Annotated in this window: 11 protein-coding genes, 1 tRNA gene, 2 rRNA genes and 1 pseudogene; 5 read left to right on the top strand and 10 right to left on the bottom strand. The window is 54.6% G+C overall.

Features of this window, described 5'->3' with window-relative positions:
- Nucleotides 1-246 precede the first annotated feature (246 nt).
- The 7 genes from ACXHRN_RS00090 to ACXHRN_RS00060 all read right to left on the bottom strand — a co-directional run bounded on the left by ACXHRN_RS00090 (nucleotide 247) and on the right by ACXHRN_RS00060 (nucleotide 7,122).
- Nucleotides 247-825 carry a hypothetical protein gene (locus ACXHRN_RS00090; protein WP_488639335.1) on the bottom strand — a complete coding sequence of 193 codons (579 nt, stop codon included), beginning with the start codon at nucleotides 823-825 and terminating at the stop codon, nucleotides 247-249.
- A gap of 22 nt (nucleotides 826-847) precedes the next feature.
- Complete coding sequence (locus ACXHRN_RS00085; RefSeq protein WP_488639334.1) at nucleotides 848-2,119, bottom strand: hypothetical protein; 1,272 nt, start codon at nucleotides 2,117-2,119, stop codon at nucleotides 848-850.
- 153 nt (nucleotides 2,120-2,272) lie between these two features.
- A complete protein-coding gene (locus tag ACXHRN_RS00080) occupies nucleotides 2,273-2,728 on the bottom strand; it encodes a hypothetical protein (RefSeq protein WP_488639333.1) in 456 nt (151 codons plus the stop codon).
- A 126-nt stretch (nucleotides 2,729-2,854) separates the two neighbouring features.
- The gene (locus ACXHRN_RS00075) at nucleotides 2,855-3,040 is read right to left on the bottom strand and encodes a hypothetical protein (protein ID WP_488639332.1); all 186 of its coding nucleotides are present in this window, start codon (nucleotides 3,038-3,040) and stop codon (nucleotides 2,855-2,857) included.
- A gap of 73 nt (nucleotides 3,041-3,113) precedes the next feature.
- On the bottom strand, nucleotides 3,114-4,490 hold the full coding sequence (locus ACXHRN_RS00070; protein ID WP_488639331.1) for a calcium-binding protein: 1,377 nt from the start codon (nucleotides 4,488-4,490) through the stop codon (nucleotides 3,114-3,116).
- Entirely contained in the window at nucleotides 4,417-5,850 is a 1,434-nt protein-coding gene (locus ACXHRN_RS00065; RefSeq protein WP_488639330.1) for an autotransporter outer membrane beta-barrel domain-containing protein, read from the bottom strand. Before ACXHRN_RS00065 ends, ACXHRN_RS00070 begins: the two co-directional genes overlap by 74 nt.
- Nucleotides 5,851-5,943: 93 nt before the next feature.
- Entirely contained in the window at nucleotides 5,944-7,122 is a 1,179-nt protein-coding gene (locus ACXHRN_RS00060; protein WP_488639329.1) for a calcium-binding protein, read from the bottom strand.
- Nucleotides 7,123-7,556: 434 nt separating this feature from the next.
- On the opposite strand from ACXHRN_RS00060, the gene ACXHRN_RS00055 reads away from it, so the two are divergent.
- From ACXHRN_RS00055 to ACXHRN_RS00035, 5 genes and pseudogenes are all read left to right on the top strand, one after another.
- Nucleotides 7,557-8,693 (top strand): helix-turn-helix transcriptional regulator, encoded by a 1,137-nt coding sequence (locus ACXHRN_RS00055; RefSeq protein WP_488639328.1) that lies wholly within the window; start codon nucleotides 7,557-7,559, stop codon nucleotides 8,691-8,693.
- A gap of 219 nt (nucleotides 8,694-8,912) precedes the next feature.
- Nucleotides 8,913-9,617, top strand: coding sequence for an IS6 family transposase (locus ACXHRN_RS00050; protein ID WP_488639327.1), 705 nt, complete (start codon nucleotides 8,913-8,915; stop codon nucleotides 9,615-9,617).
- A gap of 101 nt (nucleotides 9,618-9,718) precedes the next feature.
- Nucleotides 9,719-9,976 (top strand): hypothetical protein, encoded by a 258-nt coding sequence (locus ACXHRN_RS00045; RefSeq protein ID WP_488639326.1) that lies wholly within the window; start codon nucleotides 9,719-9,721, stop codon nucleotides 9,974-9,976.
- Nucleotides 9,977-10,038: 62 nt separating this feature from the next.
- Nucleotides 10,039-10,209 (top strand): hypothetical protein, encoded by a 171-nt coding sequence (locus ACXHRN_RS00040; RefSeq protein WP_488641770.1) that lies wholly within the window; start codon nucleotides 10,039-10,041, stop codon nucleotides 10,207-10,209.
- Nucleotides 10,166-10,597: pseudogene (locus ACXHRN_RS00035) on the top strand (NADH-quinone oxidoreductase subunit B family protein); the annotation flags it as partial. The gene ACXHRN_RS00040 and the pseudogene ACXHRN_RS00035, both read left to right, overlap by 44 nt.
- A gap of 689 nt (nucleotides 10,598-11,286) precedes the next feature.
- On the opposite strand, the gene ACXHRN_RS00030 reads toward ACXHRN_RS00035, so the two are convergent.
- From ACXHRN_RS00030 to ACXHRN_RS00020, 3 genes are all read right to left on the bottom strand, one after another.
- Nucleotides 11,287-11,363 (bottom strand) — tRNA-Met (locus ACXHRN_RS00030).
- Between the two features lie 233 nt (nucleotides 11,364-11,596).
- Nucleotides 11,597-11,711, bottom strand: a 5S ribosomal RNA gene (gene rrf / locus ACXHRN_RS00025).
- A gap of 243 nt (nucleotides 11,712-11,954) precedes the next feature.
- Nucleotides 11,955-14,749 (bottom strand): 23S ribosomal RNA (locus tag ACXHRN_RS00020).
- Nucleotides 14,750-15,075 lie beyond the last annotated feature (326 nt).

Genomic DNA, 15,075 nt, shown 5'->3' with positions numbered 1-15,075 from the left:
CCGTCGCCAGAAAATCAGATCAGAAAATCAAATTTGGTAGCTTGCGGATTCGGCACCAGTGAAGATGCCCTTCCTTACCAACCAGCGGTATCGCCTGCGGCAGATATCGCACGGGAGCAGAATGCGACAGTCAGCATCGCCACAGCCAAAGTGAAGAAATAGCCGCATGAATCACCTCCACCGCACCGGCCATGCGGCAGAATCCGCAACACGGCTTCGATGACGGCGTATTCCCAAACACGGTGGTCAAGAACTGCAGCCTGTCAATGTAAACACATCATAGGTTGCCCGATCCGGATTTGCGCGGGCGAAAATCTCCGTCGTGGCCAGCGACCGGCCGAAATCCACGAACAATATAGCCTCGGGCGCCATCATATCCTCATCCTCCAGCAGTCCTGCGCTGCTATCGCGCAGACTGTAGACAATTCCGGCCCAGAGCCAGCATCCGCCGTCATCGGCGCTTTCATCCGCTACACATGAGCGCCCGATTTCGCCATTGGGCCGCGCGTAGCGACCCGCGGTCCAGGTGATGTCACCTTCGAACACCTCGGAGATGTTGGGCAAGTGCAGCTGAAACACGCCGGTCGTCAGCATAGCGTCGGTCGGCTTGTTCTTGGGTCTGAACTGAATCTCGGCACCGGAACGAGCTTCCCGGTAGGTGGCATGGTCCAACCGGCAGGCCTCTGCCGCCGCCTGATTGACCGGCAACAGGAGAAGCAAAGACAGAAAACAGGTCTTAAGGGATATCATGGTGCGCAACCTTGTTGGAGGCGACGTCAAAACAGGGCACAGGTCCCTCATTGTTGGAGATGTTGTCATCAGCATTTTCTTTCGTCCAGCAGCAGTCTCAACGATCAAACGTCTCAAAGTAACGAGCACCGGCATCGGTCAGCAGCGGACGCGCCTCTTTGAGCGGAACTGTCAGAAGAACATCCGTGCAGGCAAAGATCACGTGTGGCAGATTGTTCAGGGTGAAAACCAGACTGTCCTCGGTAAAATAGACGCCGAGATTGCTGCGGACGAGGTCGTCGATGCCGCATTCGCTCTCTGTTTCGGCATCGAATTTCTGACGCTTGCTGTTAACGAACTGAATGAGCTCCTCACTCGGTTCAAATCTCAGATCTGATTGATCGGCGATCGTGGCGGGGTCGACAACGGTGCCATCGTCATTCTTGATCAGCCAGCCCTTGAGTAGAGATTGAGAGGAAAGAGCCCTGCCGGTCCTCACATCCGCGAGCAGAATATGTGAGAAGTTTTCCGGATGCGCGCCGCCACAAAAGAAGCTGCCGTCTTCCCACATGCCGAGCAGACGCGGCGTGAGGTACGCGATGCTGACGATGTCATTTCCATCATAACCGTTCGTCTGACCGCCAATGTTCTCGCTCCAACCGAATCCGAGATAGGCCTTCCGCAGGCAATCAAAGCCAAAATATTCCCACTTTAGCCGTTGCTGCGCCAAGTAAGCGTTCACGGGTTCGACGTTTGCGCCGCCCAGGCTAACAATCGTCGGATAGGATAACCCGACCCGCGGGTCCTCATCCATGCTATATTTGGCTTGGCCGACAAGGGTCACCTCACCCTGCTTAAGCGGGTGGTGCATTTTCAGAAAATCGTAGGGCAGCTCATCGGGCGTCAAGACGCCGGGAAGTCCGATATCAAATACTCTGATTGGATCGAGCGCATCGAAATCGGTATTGCTGGCATTACCCAGATCGCGTTTGGCCACACGGACGAGTGTCACGTCCAGCGATTTGCCGCCTTTCCGGTCGTGCCATGTGCCGGACAACCGGGCCGCGTCGGCTTTCGCCGTCAATATCCAGTCCGCACCGATCGGAGTATGCTCAACAGGTTTCCCGTCACTTTTCTTGCATAGCGCCACCGTGCAAGGCTGCTCCTCTTCAAACGTCATCTCGTTCTTGATCCGGACGCCATGCAGGGGAATGTCGATGCCTTTGGCGATATAAGCATAGCGGCCCACAAACGCGCCATCCGGACCGGCCTCCGTCAGTTCGACGATGATCGGCAATTTGCCAAGGCGGCCTTTGTAAGTCGATGCTTCCAAAGCGAGGCAGGTTTGCGCTGCCGCGAGGGTAAAGAGAAACGCAAGGAGAGTACGCATGTGGATCACCGGTGATCGTGAGGGATGCTTGTTGTTGGAGAGGAAACGGGTTGGTGCGGTCGAAGGCCGACATCGGCCTTCTATTACGGAATAACTGCTCCCAGAGAAGTTCCCGCGGTAACGGGTAACGCAGCGAGAGGCAGCCGGAGGGATTCACACTTTCAGACTAAACCAACACCACGCCTTCTCCAGCCGAGGGCGCCCCAAAGCACCTCGCCCAATGTCGCCGAACCCACGGAGAAAGACGTAAAAGGCGGCGGCGAGCAATGCCAGAACGGCGACCAAAGCCGACGTGAAGCTGAAGTTGTTCGACGTCAGTGCCCGGAGGATGTTTTCGCTATTGGTGATTGCCGAATAGAAGAACATTGCCGAGAAGATGATTTCCAGTATCCCAAAAATCAGCCGGGCGTTTTCCCTCAAGATGTGGAACAGCATGCCGATACTGACAAACAGAACCATGGCTGCAGTGACCAGATAATAATGGCCACGTCCGGGATGATCATACTGCCATTGTTCATCCTGCACCCGGAAGGATACGGCAAAGCAGGCGAACGGTAAGAGGACCAGCAACACCAGAAATGCAATCTGCCAGTAGCTGCGACCAAACATTCCTACCCCTCTTCCCACTTTGGCAGGACGCACCTGCGGTTCAACACGCCAGTTTCGGTTGCCAGCCTCACATCACCGATGAAAGCCGGCAAGATGGGAGCTTGTCCTCACCGCGCAAAACCCTTCTCAAAGCTTTACGTATGGCATAGGGCGGAAATTCTTCCAGTTGTTCACACCACCACCTACAGCGACCGTTGCGACCCTGTTTGCAATGCTGGTGATCGTTTGCCCCGCTGCCAGCGTCCATGTTTCATCGGAATTGTCGATGGTGAAGGTTGAAGATGATGCCGTGATTGCGGCGGTGCATTTCACGAACGCCTCTCAGTTTTCGCATTTCAATGGCCAATGTCGCCGGAATGAAAAGGCTGGTCCGCCCAGTCTCAGATCAGAAAATGAAATCGGAGGCGTGCAAATCCGCCTTGGAGACATGATCAAGGATGAGATGATCGGCGCCCGAATGAATGATTAGATCTGCGCCGGATTTGCTGACGTGGTGCGCCATCAGATCGGCAAAGCTGGTCACGGCTGTAAAATCCGAGAGATCGATGCGGTCGGCACCGAGGCCGAAATCATGAACCGTATCGTGGTCAAAACCGGTCTTGAAAATGAAGATGTCATCGCCCTTGCCGCCGGTCAGGATATCCGCGCCAGCGGCGCCGGATAGACGGTTATCGCCACTGTTGCCTTTAATCACGTTGTCCAGCTCGTTGCCGGTGGCGTTGAGGTTCTTGGTGCCGAGAAGGGTGAGATTTTCAATCTCCTGGCCTGCCAGCACGCCAGTCGAGAGATTCATGGCGATGGTGGATTTGACTGTGTCCGTACCTTCGCCGACGTCTTCAACGATTACGATCTTGCTGGCGATGATGAACGTATCGTTGCCTTCATCGCCTCGTACGTAATGGTTACCGATGGAGCCGCCGCGATTGTCGAACACGTCGTTACCGCCCCACAGGGAGACGTTGCCATTGAGCGTGCCGTGATTGATGAGTGTCTCTTCACCGACACTGCAGACGACAGCCCAGTTTCCTGCCGCGGCAATGATATCATTGTTGACGATGTGCGTGGCCTGACCGGCGTCGCTCCCCACGTAGAGGCCTACGAGGCCGGAGATCGAGCTGTTGTTGATCAGTTTGCTACCCCCGGAGAGAACAACACCGTCATCGCTGCTGCTGATCGTGCCATTGTTGACGAGCTTGCCTGCGTCCCCGGAGAGAACAACACCGTCATCGTTGCCGCTGATCGTACCATTGTTGACCAGCTTGCCTGCCTCCCCGGAGATGACAACACTGTCTTCGCTGGCGCTGATCATGCCATTGTTGACCAGTGTGAACTGATCGCCAAAGGCGCGGATGCCAAAAAGTCCACTGATCGTTCCCGAACTGCCGACATTTGCTGTTGTCTTGTCACCAAACGTGTCGATCCCGGCACTGCTTGCCAAATCTGCCAAAATGCCGCCATTCACGACAATTGTATTTTCATGATAGTCCGACCACTCGAAGATTCCGATACTGGAACTGGTAATCGTCTGCCCTGCCGCCAGCGTCCATGTTTCATGGGAATTGTCGATCGTGAAGGTCGAAGATTGAGTGGTGATTGCATTGGTATATTTCATAGGAGCCTCGCAGTTTTTGGATTTCGACGGTCGGATTTCGCCAGTGTGAACGAGCTGATCTGACAGACGGTCCGGATCAAAAAATGAAATCGGAAGCCTGCAAATCCGTCTTGGACGTATCCTCAAAGGTGAGAAGGTCGGTGCCGGCATGGATGATCAGATCGGCGCCGGATTTGCTGACGTGGTGCGCCATCAGATCGGCAAAGCTCGTCACCGCTGTAAAATCCGAGAGATCGATCCGGTCGGCACCGAGCCCGAAATCCGTTACCGTGTCATGGCCGAAACCAGTCTTGAAGATGAAGATATCGACGCCCTTGCCACCGGTCAGGATATCGGCGCCGGCAACGCCGGAAAGATGGTTGTTGCCGCTGTTCCCCTTGATCGTGTTGTCCAGATCATTGCCGGTGCCGTTGAAATTCTTGGTGCCGAGAAGGGTGAGGTTTTCCAGTTCCTGGCCAGCCAGAACACCGGCCGAGAAGGTCACGGAGGTGGTGGATTTGATCGTATCTGTGCCGCCGGCGGTCTTTTCAACGACATCAGTCTTGCTATCGAGAATGAAAATATCGTCACCAAGCCCACCGGCAACCACGCCGCTGACCGCACCGCCGCGCCCGTCAAACCGGTCATTGCCGCCGCCGAGATCGAGGTCCGTCATCGAGCCGGAATTTCGCACGGTGTCGTTGGCATAGCCAAGTATGGTGGCACCCGTGATCGTGCCGGAACTCACCAGTTTCAACGTCCCGCCGGTGGAGACGATCGCGCTGGTATCGCCTGCAATCGTGCCGGCATTGGTGATCAGTATTGTATCGGCGTGATCACCCAGAGTGATTCCAACTATGGTCGCGGATACAGTGCCGGTATTCTCAATAGTGCAAGCAGAATCCTTGACAACGATAGCGGATGGTCCGGAAATGGAACCGGAGTTGGTTAAGTCTGAATGTGATCCTGATAAATAGACTGATGCGCCACTTGAGTTCGAACTTGAAATCTCGCCAGAATTTTCAATTGATGTGCCTGACACAAACGAGATGACGCCATATACATTTCCAGATACAATCCCGGAATTCTCGATTTTAATATCCTCGAAATTCACGTAAACTGCAGAGTAGTCTCCAGAGGTTGTGCCTTTGTTGAAAAAGGTACCATTTTCGCTGCCCAGCATAATTCCGTTGGTTCCAGAAATCTGGCCATTGTTTTCAACGTAAGTGCCATATCCCGATGTGGTAATCGCAGTATAAAAACCTGAAACTGATCCAGTTTCACCGATTAGGATCGAATTTGCATCTCCGTTGTATTCGCCTGTTCCTCCTAGATAGAGACCGTAATTATCATCGGAGATGAGGCTTCCATCGATGACAAACGCGCGGCCGGCATAGAGCGAACTTCCGTCGATCGCTACGCCTGAAACGACATGAACCGTCACGCCCTCCTCAACAGTCCAGGTCGTATCCACCTGGGTGGCGACGACCGTGGTTGTTTGATCAGCACTGATTGAAATTGTTGTGGTCATGGAAACCTCGAAATGTTTTGTCGCTGGGTCGCAAAGCTCGTCCCGGAACTGTTCCGGGAACGCGCTATAAGTTTCGATCTGGCAAAGCCCTGATCAGAAAATGAAATCGGATGCCTGCAAATCCGCCTTGGAGACATGCTCAAGGGTCAGATGGTCGGTTCCCGCATGAATGATCAGGTCAAGGCCGGATTTGGTGACGTGATGGGCCATCAGGTCGGCAAAACCCGTCACCGCCGAGAAATCCGAAAGGTCGATCCGGTCGGCACCAAGCCCGAAATCTGTCACCGCGTCATGATCGAAACCAGTCTTGAAAATGAAGATATCGGCACCCTTGCCGCCGGCCAGGATATCGTCGCCGGCGAGGCCGGACAGGTGATTATCGCCGCTGTTGCCTTTGATCACGTTGCCCAGTTCGTTGCCGGTGGCGTTGTGATTATTGGCGCCGAGAAGGGTGAGGTTTTCTAGGTACGAACCGGCCATAACACCGGACGAAATGTTCATGGAGATGGTGGATTTGATCGTATCTGTGCCGCTGTTGAAACCCTCGCCGATCTGGATCTTGCTGTCGAGAATAAAGAGATCGTCGCCGTCGTCGCCACTTATGTGATAGCCCGCTGTAACGGTGCCGCCGCGATTGTCAAAGACATCGTTGCCATCCCCTAGGTCCACGTGGCCGACGAGCGTGCCATCGTTGATCAATGTCTCATCGCCGTCCGTACTATTAAAGGCATAGCTAAAGGTGGGCGCGCCTGTGACGGAACCGTGGTTGACGATATGGGCGGTCTGGCCGGTGCCACTGTCGATTGTTATGGCGTAGCCAGTATCTTCGTTGACCGTGCCGTCCTTGCCAATCACGATATCAAGCCTGTCGGCTGAATCCGCGAATATATTGCCGGTGATCGCGCCATGATTGACGAATTGGCTGTGATCGCCTTCGATATGAACAGCGGTATTGGCAGCCGTGATCGAACCGTGATTGATCAGGCTGAACTCATCGCCGAAGGCACGGATGCCATGAAGTCCGCTGATCGTTCCCGTGCCGCCGACGGTGATCGTCGTCTTGTCGCCGAACGTATCGATGCCGGCGCTACTTCCCATTCCGGCCGAAATGCTGCCATTCACGACAATTGTATTTTCATGATAGTCCGACCACTCGAAGATCCCGATACTGGAGCTGGTAATGGTCTGCCCTGCCGCCAACGTCCATGTTTCATGGGAATTGTCGATGGAGAAGGTCGAAGATTGTGACGTGATTGCGGCTGTATATTTCATGGAAGCCTCGCTTTTGGATATGAGCGGCCACGCGTCTCGGGCGCCGATGCTCACCAAATTCAGTCCGTTGGACCATAAACGGCCGGCAAGCCGGCCCGTTGGAATGGCCTACAGGTTTCGGTCGATCAGCGAGTGTCCCATTTGGGACAGGCCGGATTTATTTCGGAGGCCGAACAAATTTGAGTGGTGAAACGTCAATCACTCTGACGTGAATATGACAAATGGCGGGGTGACATATGCGCGGTGAATTGCTGCCCGATCTGGATGCCTTGGACCGCGCGCGGCCCGTTTCATCAGACCCTATAAAGTGAAAAAGAGAGGCGCCGGTCGCAAAACAGGATATGTCTGGAAAATATCTCAGGCTGCTTTTCGAATATATCAGCTGCTGAGGCGTCAGTAGAACAGATCCTTTCTCTTTTGGACAGTTGGGCAAATTGAACGGTTTGGTTGATTTCGACGCGTTATCGAAACAGGTCGATCATATCTATGATGCGGTGCTGAATCCCGCGTCTTGGTCTGTTGCGCTTGATGGAATAGCTGCGCTCAGCGGCGGCCGTGGACTGATGATGTTCTCACTCGGCCAGCAGACCAATGCTTTCACCTATGCCAGCCGCGATATCGCAGAACCCATTTCGATATATATCGACCATTGGTTGACGGCTGGCCGCTGTCCCAGGACGCTGGCCGCCCAGCAAAAGGGCCTTAGGAACGGCGTCTGGTGGGATGGCGATTTTCTCGACCAGGCAACACTGAACAATGATGCGATTTTCCATGAATATGCCCGATCCACGGATTTGCTCTACGCGGCGACGCGGCTGACCACCGAGTTCGATCCCATCGTGCCTTATGTCCTAGCGACTCCGCGGTCGATGACCGCCGGCGCTCCGGTGCAGGATGAGATGCGTATCTTTGAAATGCTGACCGGACACCTTGTTCGCGCTCTGCAGATTTATCAGAAATCGAACCAGGGAAATCCGGTCGGCGACGGTGTCGCCGCGCTTCTGAACCAACAGGATTGTGGCGTTTCCATCGTCGATACATCGGGTAACGTGATATTTGCCAACGATGCCCTGCGGTCGCTGGCGGGCGACGGCATTCGCGTCAGCGGCAAACGTTTCGTCACCGCATCGCGTGCCGACCAGAAAGCCTTCGACAGGCTGGTCGCCGGCGCGCTGAAACCCGGCCTCGATTTGGCCGATATCGCACCTATCGCCCTTTCCCGGCCCTCGGGGAAACATCCGCTGCTGGTGCAGGCCATGCCTTTTCGCCGGCATGATTCAATGCCGTTGTCAGCGTTGTTTCGCTATGATTCCGGCGCGATCATTCTGATCGCCGATCCGAACCGGACCAGAAGGCTTGTAGGCTCGGAAGCCTTGAAGCTGCTCGGATTGACCGAGGCAGAGGCCCGGATCGCAATCCAGCTTGGAATGGGCGACAGCCCAGAAAGCATAGCCGATGTCTTCAGCCTATCCGTCGGTACGGTCCGAAATCACATGAAGCGTATTTTTCGAAAGCTGGATATTTCGCGACAAAACCAGCTGGTCGCATTTCTAGGCCGATTAACGTTTTGAATTGCTGGCTAACGGCGTTGCGTCCCGACTATTCCCAGTCGTCTGCCGTCCCTGCTCACCTCAGACTATCTCAAGGGATAATGGGTATCGAACCATCAACCCCTTCCCTAGGTCGCCTAAGTGTCTGTACCAATTGAAAGATCGAGAAGGACTGTTTGTGACAGCCGACGGCGATGTCAGGTTAACTCGTCCGAAGTTTTTGATTGCTAGTCGGCGGCCATGATCCAGACCACCGTTAGCTATAAACGTCATCGTTATCCGCCTTCTGTGATCGCCCACGCGGTCTGGCTCTACTTCCGATTTCCGCTGAGCCTGCGCCTGGTCGAAGAAATACTGCTGGAGCGCGGCATCGTTGTTTCCTATGAGACGATCCGGTGTTGGGCGAAGAAGTTCGGCCCGGCCTATGCCGGCCGCTTGCGGCGGAAAGTGCCGAGCCCCAATGACGTGTGGCATCTGGACGAAGTCGTCGTGACGATCGGCGGGCGGAAACACTGGCTCTGGCGCGCCGTCGATCAGGACGGCCATGTTCTGGACGAGATCGTCCAAACCCGTCGCAACACCAAGGCTGCCAGACGCCTGCTGATCCGGCTGATGAAGAAGCAGGGATGCCTCCCCAAGCGCATCGTCACCGACAAGCTTCGCTCTTATGGCGCAGCACGACGGCAGTTGATGCCCACGATCGAGCATCGATCGCACAAGGGATTGAACAACCGCGCCGAAAACTCGCATCTTCCGCTGCGAAAACGGGAGCGGATCATGCAGCGGTTCCGCTCGCCAGGCGCGCTACAACGCTTCGTAAGCGTCTTCTCAGCGGTCCGAAATCTTTTCGTCCCAGCACGCTCACAACACTCAGCCATCGCTGTTCATCTGCATCGCCTCGCAGCGATGGCACATTGGAAGACGGTCACCGGCACCGCCGCCTGATGCAACCAGCATTTCGAAAGCGTACTTGATCGAGTTAACCTGACATCACCGGGCAATCACATGTCCATGTGAATAAGCACCCGGCTTTTGCGGTGGGCACAATGCATGGGCTCGCCGGCAGTTCGCACTTGCTCGGTATCGTACCGGCACTTGCTCTGCCCTCGGATTCTGCTGCGGCCGCTTATCTTCTGCTCTTCAGTCTCGGCAGTATTGCTGCCATGGGAACGTTTTCATCGATCATTGGCTGGGTCGGAGGACACCCGGCAGCCAGAAGTGTGAAAGGTCAAAAAGTGCTTATGGCTTCGCTCTCGGTTATCGCGATTGTCGTCGGCGCCGCGTGGCTGTTCTCAGGAATTTAAAAGACCCATACCTTTTGAGCGGCATCCTGGAATGCGCAGAGTGCGGTGGTCCATATGCCATCATGGCAAAGGGCCGTTACGGCTGCACGAACCATAAAAAGCATTTGCCGCTCGATCAGTTGAACGTGGAATGCTGCTCAAATCAAAAAACGATTCTGAGGTCTGACCTTGAGGATCGAGTTCTGACCTGCCCGCCGGCGTCTCGGCCGCAGCCTGTCGATCCGCGCTGTTGATGCCGGCTCCTGCAATGGCTGTGAGCTGGAAATCCACGCCCTGAACAACGCGTTTTACGATATCGAACGTTTCGGCATCCGCTTCGTCGCATCGCCACGGCACGCCGATATCCTGCTGGTCACAGGGCCGGTAACCAGGAATATGCGAGAGGCTTTGGAGCGGGCATATAACGCCACGCCCAACCCAAAATGGGTCGTCGCCCTGGGCGGCTGCGCGCGCGATGGCGGCTGTTTTGCTAGCAGCTACGCCGTTTTGGGGGGTGTTTCGGCGGCCATTCCGGTCGATCTTCATATCCCAGGCTGTCCGCCATCACCGACAGATATACTGAAGGGGTTGCTGGCACTGCTTGAGTATGTACATGCGGGAGACCGCACATCGCAGCCGTAAGGTTCGATCAGGCAACGGCTTGAGGTCTGACTTTGAGCGATGCGTGTCCGGACAGCCGCATCACAGGCGATTTCGTCCCCGTGACGGGCAGTTCGGCGAGTACCGCACTCCGCGTGTGGCTCGACCTCCGAAGGGACTTCCGCGCTATCACCCCGGCTCGACGGTTGGCGTGAACATGTACCCGACATGGAAGGCAGTTCCGAATGGGATATGCATAAAGCCAGACGTGCTGGCTGAGCGATGCCTTGAGTTGTCGCGCACGCAGGCTGGTATTACGGCCTCTCAGAATGGAAAGACTATTTTAATTTTAAGGCGGTGAGAGGGCCAAGCTATTTGGCCCTTCGCCGATCGGGAGGATGTTGCTCGTTCGCTGTCATTTTAGGAGGCTATGGGCCGTGGACACGCAATAAATTGCCTGCTTGGGTCTACCTGCGAATTTCAGTGACCCGCCACGCGTAATTTCCTCGAGACTGGAGCAGAGTCAGTCCGATCATGGACGGACGAATCAAGAGTTGGAGATTCAGGAAGGGCAGATTGCCGACACTTTTACGTCTCTCAAAGAGAGCTGTCTGCTTTCATCGCAGTACTGCGTCGTGGGAAATTACAGTTTCGGCCAGCCTACCCGCGTGGCGGCACACCAAAAAGCCCTCGGCATATTTGCGAGGGCTTTTTGATTGTATTTGTTTGTTTGGTTGCGGGGGCAGGATTTGAACCTGCGGCCTTCAGGTTATGAGCCTGACGAGCTACCGGGCTGCTCCACCCCGCGCCAATCTCCGCATTCTGCGCCGCAGAATGTCGGAACTTTGAGCTGACGGGGTGTTTTCCCCGGTCTTTTCTGATCCTTGTTGCCTTGTTTTGGCTTTAGGGCTCGTTGGGCTGCTCGGCCCGTTTGATTTGTCTACAACAGGAATAGGCCGCTTTGAGGGCGGCCCGTCTGTCACCGCGATATTATGCGGTATTGTTGATCGTGTTTTGAGAAGAATGATTTGCGTTTTGCAGACCTGGCAGCGACCTACTCTCCCGTGCCTTAAGACAAAGTACCATCGGCGCTGGGGCGTTTCACGGCCGTGTTCGGAATGGGAACGGGTGCAGCCACCCCGCCAGAACCACCAGGTCGGCAAAGCGCAAATCATTTTATGCAGACGGATTTAATCGTCTGTCGAGAAGCTGGATTTTGGTTTTATTAGAATGTGCAGTGTTTTGTTTTTGATCATCTCACCACCGTCTTCCGAAGCGAAGCTTCGCAAGGCCAGAGGCCGTCGCCAACAGTTTGGCGGCCCGTCCGGAGCGCTTTCAGCGCGTCAGGACAAAGATTGATCAAAGCGCTATCGCGCTTTGATGAGCATGAACAATGAGAACGATAAAGCCTATCGAGCTATTAGTAACGGTAAGCTTCACACATTGCTGCGCTTCCACACCCGTCCTATCAACGTGGTCGTCTTCCACGGCTCTCAGGGAACACTCGTTTTCAGGTTGGTTTCCCGCTTAGATGCCTTCAGCGGTTATCCATTCCGTATGTAGCTACTCTGCTATGCCCTTGGCAGGACAACAGATCCACCAGAGATACGTCCATCCCGGTCCTCTCGTACTAGGGACAGATCCTGTCAATATTCCTACACCCACGGCAGATAGGGACCGAACTGTCTCACGACGTTCTGAACCCAACTCACGTACCGCTTTAAATGGCGAACAGCCATACCCTTGGGACCTGCTCCAGCCCCAGGATGCGATGAGTCGACATCGAGGTGCCAAACAACCCCGTCGATATGGACTCTTGGGGGTCATCAGCCTGTTATCCCCGGCGTACCTTTTATCCGTTGAGCGATGGCCCTTCCACGCGGGACCACCGGATCACTATGACCGACTTTCGTCTCTGCTCGACTTGTCAGTCTCGCAGTCAGGCGGGCTTATGCCATTGCACTCGACGAACGATTTCCGACCGTTCTGAGCCCACCATCGCGCGCCTCCGTTACTCTTTCGGAGGCGACCGCCCCAGTCAAACTACCCACCATACACTGTCCCGGACCCGGATGACGGACCGCGGTTAGACATCCACGAAGATAAGGGTGGTATTTCAAGGATGGCTCCACTCAAACTGGCGTCCAAGCTTCAAAGCCTACCACCTATCCTACACATGCCTTGGCGAATGCCAGTGTAAAGCTATAGTAAAGGTGCACGGGGTCTTTCCGTCTGACCGCAGGAACCCCGCATCTTCACGGGGAATTCAATTTCACTGAGTCTATGTTGGAGACAGCGGGGAAGTCGTTACGCCATTCGTGCAGGTCGGAACTTACCCGACAAGGAATTTCGCTACCTTAGGACCGTTATAGTTACGGCCGCCGTTTACTGGGGCTTCGATTCAAAGCTTGCACCTCTCCTCTTAACCTTCCAGCACCGGGCAGGCGTCAGACCCTATACGTCGCCTTGCGGCTTCGCAGAGCCCTGTGTTTTTGATAAACAGTCGCTACCCCCTGGTCTGTGCCACCCTACTACACTTGCGTGCAATAGGGTCACGCTTCTTCCGAAGTTACGCGTGCAATTTGCCGAGTTCCTTCAACATAGTTCTCTCAAGCGCCTTGGTATACTCTACCTGACCACCTGTGTCGGTTTCGGGTACGGTCTATAATGGTGGAGCTATTTCCTGGAACCGCTTCCCCGCCCTTTCAATCCAATAAGAAAGAACGAGTTACGCAATCCGTCACTACCACCAGGCCCACGAATATTAACGTGGTTCCCATCGGCTACGCATTTCTGCCTCACCTTAGGGGCCGGCTAACCCTGCTCAGATTAACTTTAAGCAGGAACCCTTGGTCTTTCGGCGAGGGAGTCTCTCACTCCCTTTATCGTTACTCATGTCAACATTCGCACTTCCGATACCTCCAGAGGCCCTCACGGGTCCTCCTTCACAGGCTTACGGAACGCTCCGCTACCACGTGCACAAGTGCACATCCTCAGCTTCGGTGCATGGCTTTAGCCCCGTTACATTTTCGGCGCAAAGACCCTTGACTAGACCAGTGAGCTGTTACGCTTTCTTTAAATGATGGCTGCTTCTAAGCCAACATCCTGGTTGTTTTGGGATCCTCACATCCTTTCCCACTTAGCCATGACTTGGGGACCTTAGCTGGAGGTCAGGGTTGTTGCCCTTTTCACGACGGACGTTAGCACCCGCCGTGTGTCTGCCGATTAGTACTCCCCGGTATTCGGAGTTTGGTTAGGATCAGTAAGACGGTGAGTCCCCATAGCCCATCCAGTGCTCTACCCCCGGGGGTATTCGATCGACGCTCTACCTAAATAGATTTCGCGGAGAACCAGCTATCTCCAGGTTTGATTGGCCTTTCACCCCTAACCACAAGTCATCCCAATCTATTGCAACAGATGCGGGTTCGGTCCTCCAGTTGGTGTTACCCAACCTTCAACCTGCTCATGGCTAGATCACCTGGTTTCGGGTCTAATGCAACAAACTAAACGCCCTATTAAGACTCGCTTTCGCTTCGCCTACACCTACCGGCTTAAGCTTGCTTGTTACACTAAGTCGTTGACCCATTATACAAAAGGTACGCAGTCACCCTTGCGGGCTTCCACTGTTTGTAGGCAACCGGTTTCAGGTTCTATTTCACTCCCCTCGTCGGGGTGCTTTTCACCTTTCCCTCACGGTACTTGTTCGCTATCGGTCATGCACGAGTACTTAGGCTTGGAGAGTGGTCTCCCCATGTTCAGACAGGATTTCACGTGTCCCGCCCTACTCAAGGACAATACGCTTTCTACATGTACGGGGCTATCACCCGCTAAGGCCGGACTTTCCATTCCGTTCCACTTTATGACGCATTGCCACTGGCCTGGTCCGCGTTCGCTCGCCACTACTAACGGAGTCTCGGTTGATGTCCTTTCCTGCAGGTACTTAGATGTTTCAGTTCCCTGCGTTCGCTTCTTACACCCTATATATTCAGGTGTAGATACCTCGTATCAATACTTGGAAACCCAGACCGTCCGAGGACAGACTGGATTTTCCAAGTATCTGAGGTGGGTTCCCCCATTCGGAGATCCATGGATCAAAGCTTATTCGCAGCTCCCCACGGCTTATCGCAGCGTATCACGTCCTTCATCGCCTGTGCATGCCAAGGCATCCACCAATTGCCCTTATTTCACTTGATCGTTCTCATTGCCAATGCTCATCCAAATGCGAAGCATTTGGAACACTCTTTGTCTTGACGCGCTGGTCGCGCTCCAGACGGGCCACCAAACGATTGGTGACGACCTCTGGTCTTGCGGAACCTTTCGGTTCCGTCCAATCCCATCAACGACAACGGAATTGGAAGGACAAAGAGTCACTGGCACATTCTAATTTAACATGGATCAAAGGATCCATGTAAGACCAGCTTCTCGAGACATGCGGAATGATGCGCGGTCAGGCAACATCAACCATGCCATCCGCCAGAAAGCATCCGAAGATCAAGATCTCCATCGGCTAAACAGCAAAA

The sequence above is a fragment of the Shinella sp. OV683 genome (assembly GCF_057787725.1).
The sequence above is the reverse complement of the archived record's forward strand: the minus strand, read 5'-3'. Positions and strand labels throughout refer to the sequence as shown.

Bases quoted from the DNA above. Each gene is read 5' to 3' on its own strand.
- ACXHRN_RS00090 (WP_488639335.1), bottom strand. From the start codon at position 825: ATGCTGATGACAACATCTCCAACAATGAGGGACCTGTGCCCTGTTTTG.
- ACXHRN_RS00085 (WP_488639334.1), bottom strand. From the start codon at position 2,119: ATGCGTACTCTCCTTGCGTTTCTCTTTACCCTCGCGGCAGCGCAAACC.
- ACXHRN_RS00080 (WP_488639333.1), bottom strand. From the start codon at position 2,728: ATGTTTGGTCGCAGCTACTGGCAGATTGCATTTCTGGTGTTGCTGGTC.
- ACXHRN_RS00070 (WP_488639331.1), bottom strand. From the start codon at position 4,490: ATGCCGGCACCGACCTTCTCACCTTTGAGGATACGTCCAAGACGGATT.
- ACXHRN_RS00065 (WP_488639330.1), bottom strand. From the start codon at position 5,850: ATGACCACAACAATTTCAATCAGTGCTGATCAAACAACCACGGTCGTC.
- ACXHRN_RS00060 (WP_488639329.1), bottom strand. From the start codon at position 7,122: ATGAAATATACAGCCGCAATCACGTCACAATCTTCGACCTTCTCCATC.
- ACXHRN_RS00050 (WP_488639327.1), top strand. From the start codon at position 8,913: ATGATCCAGACCACCGTTAGCTATAAACGTCATCGTTATCCGCCTTCT.
- ACXHRN_RS00045 (WP_488639326.1), top strand. From the start codon at position 9,719: ATGCATGGGCTCGCCGGCAGTTCGCACTTGCTCGGTATCGTACCGGCA.
- ACXHRN_RS00040 (WP_488641770.1), top strand. From the start codon at position 10,039: ATGGCAAAGGGCCGTTACGGCTGCACGAACCATAAAAAGCATTTGCCG.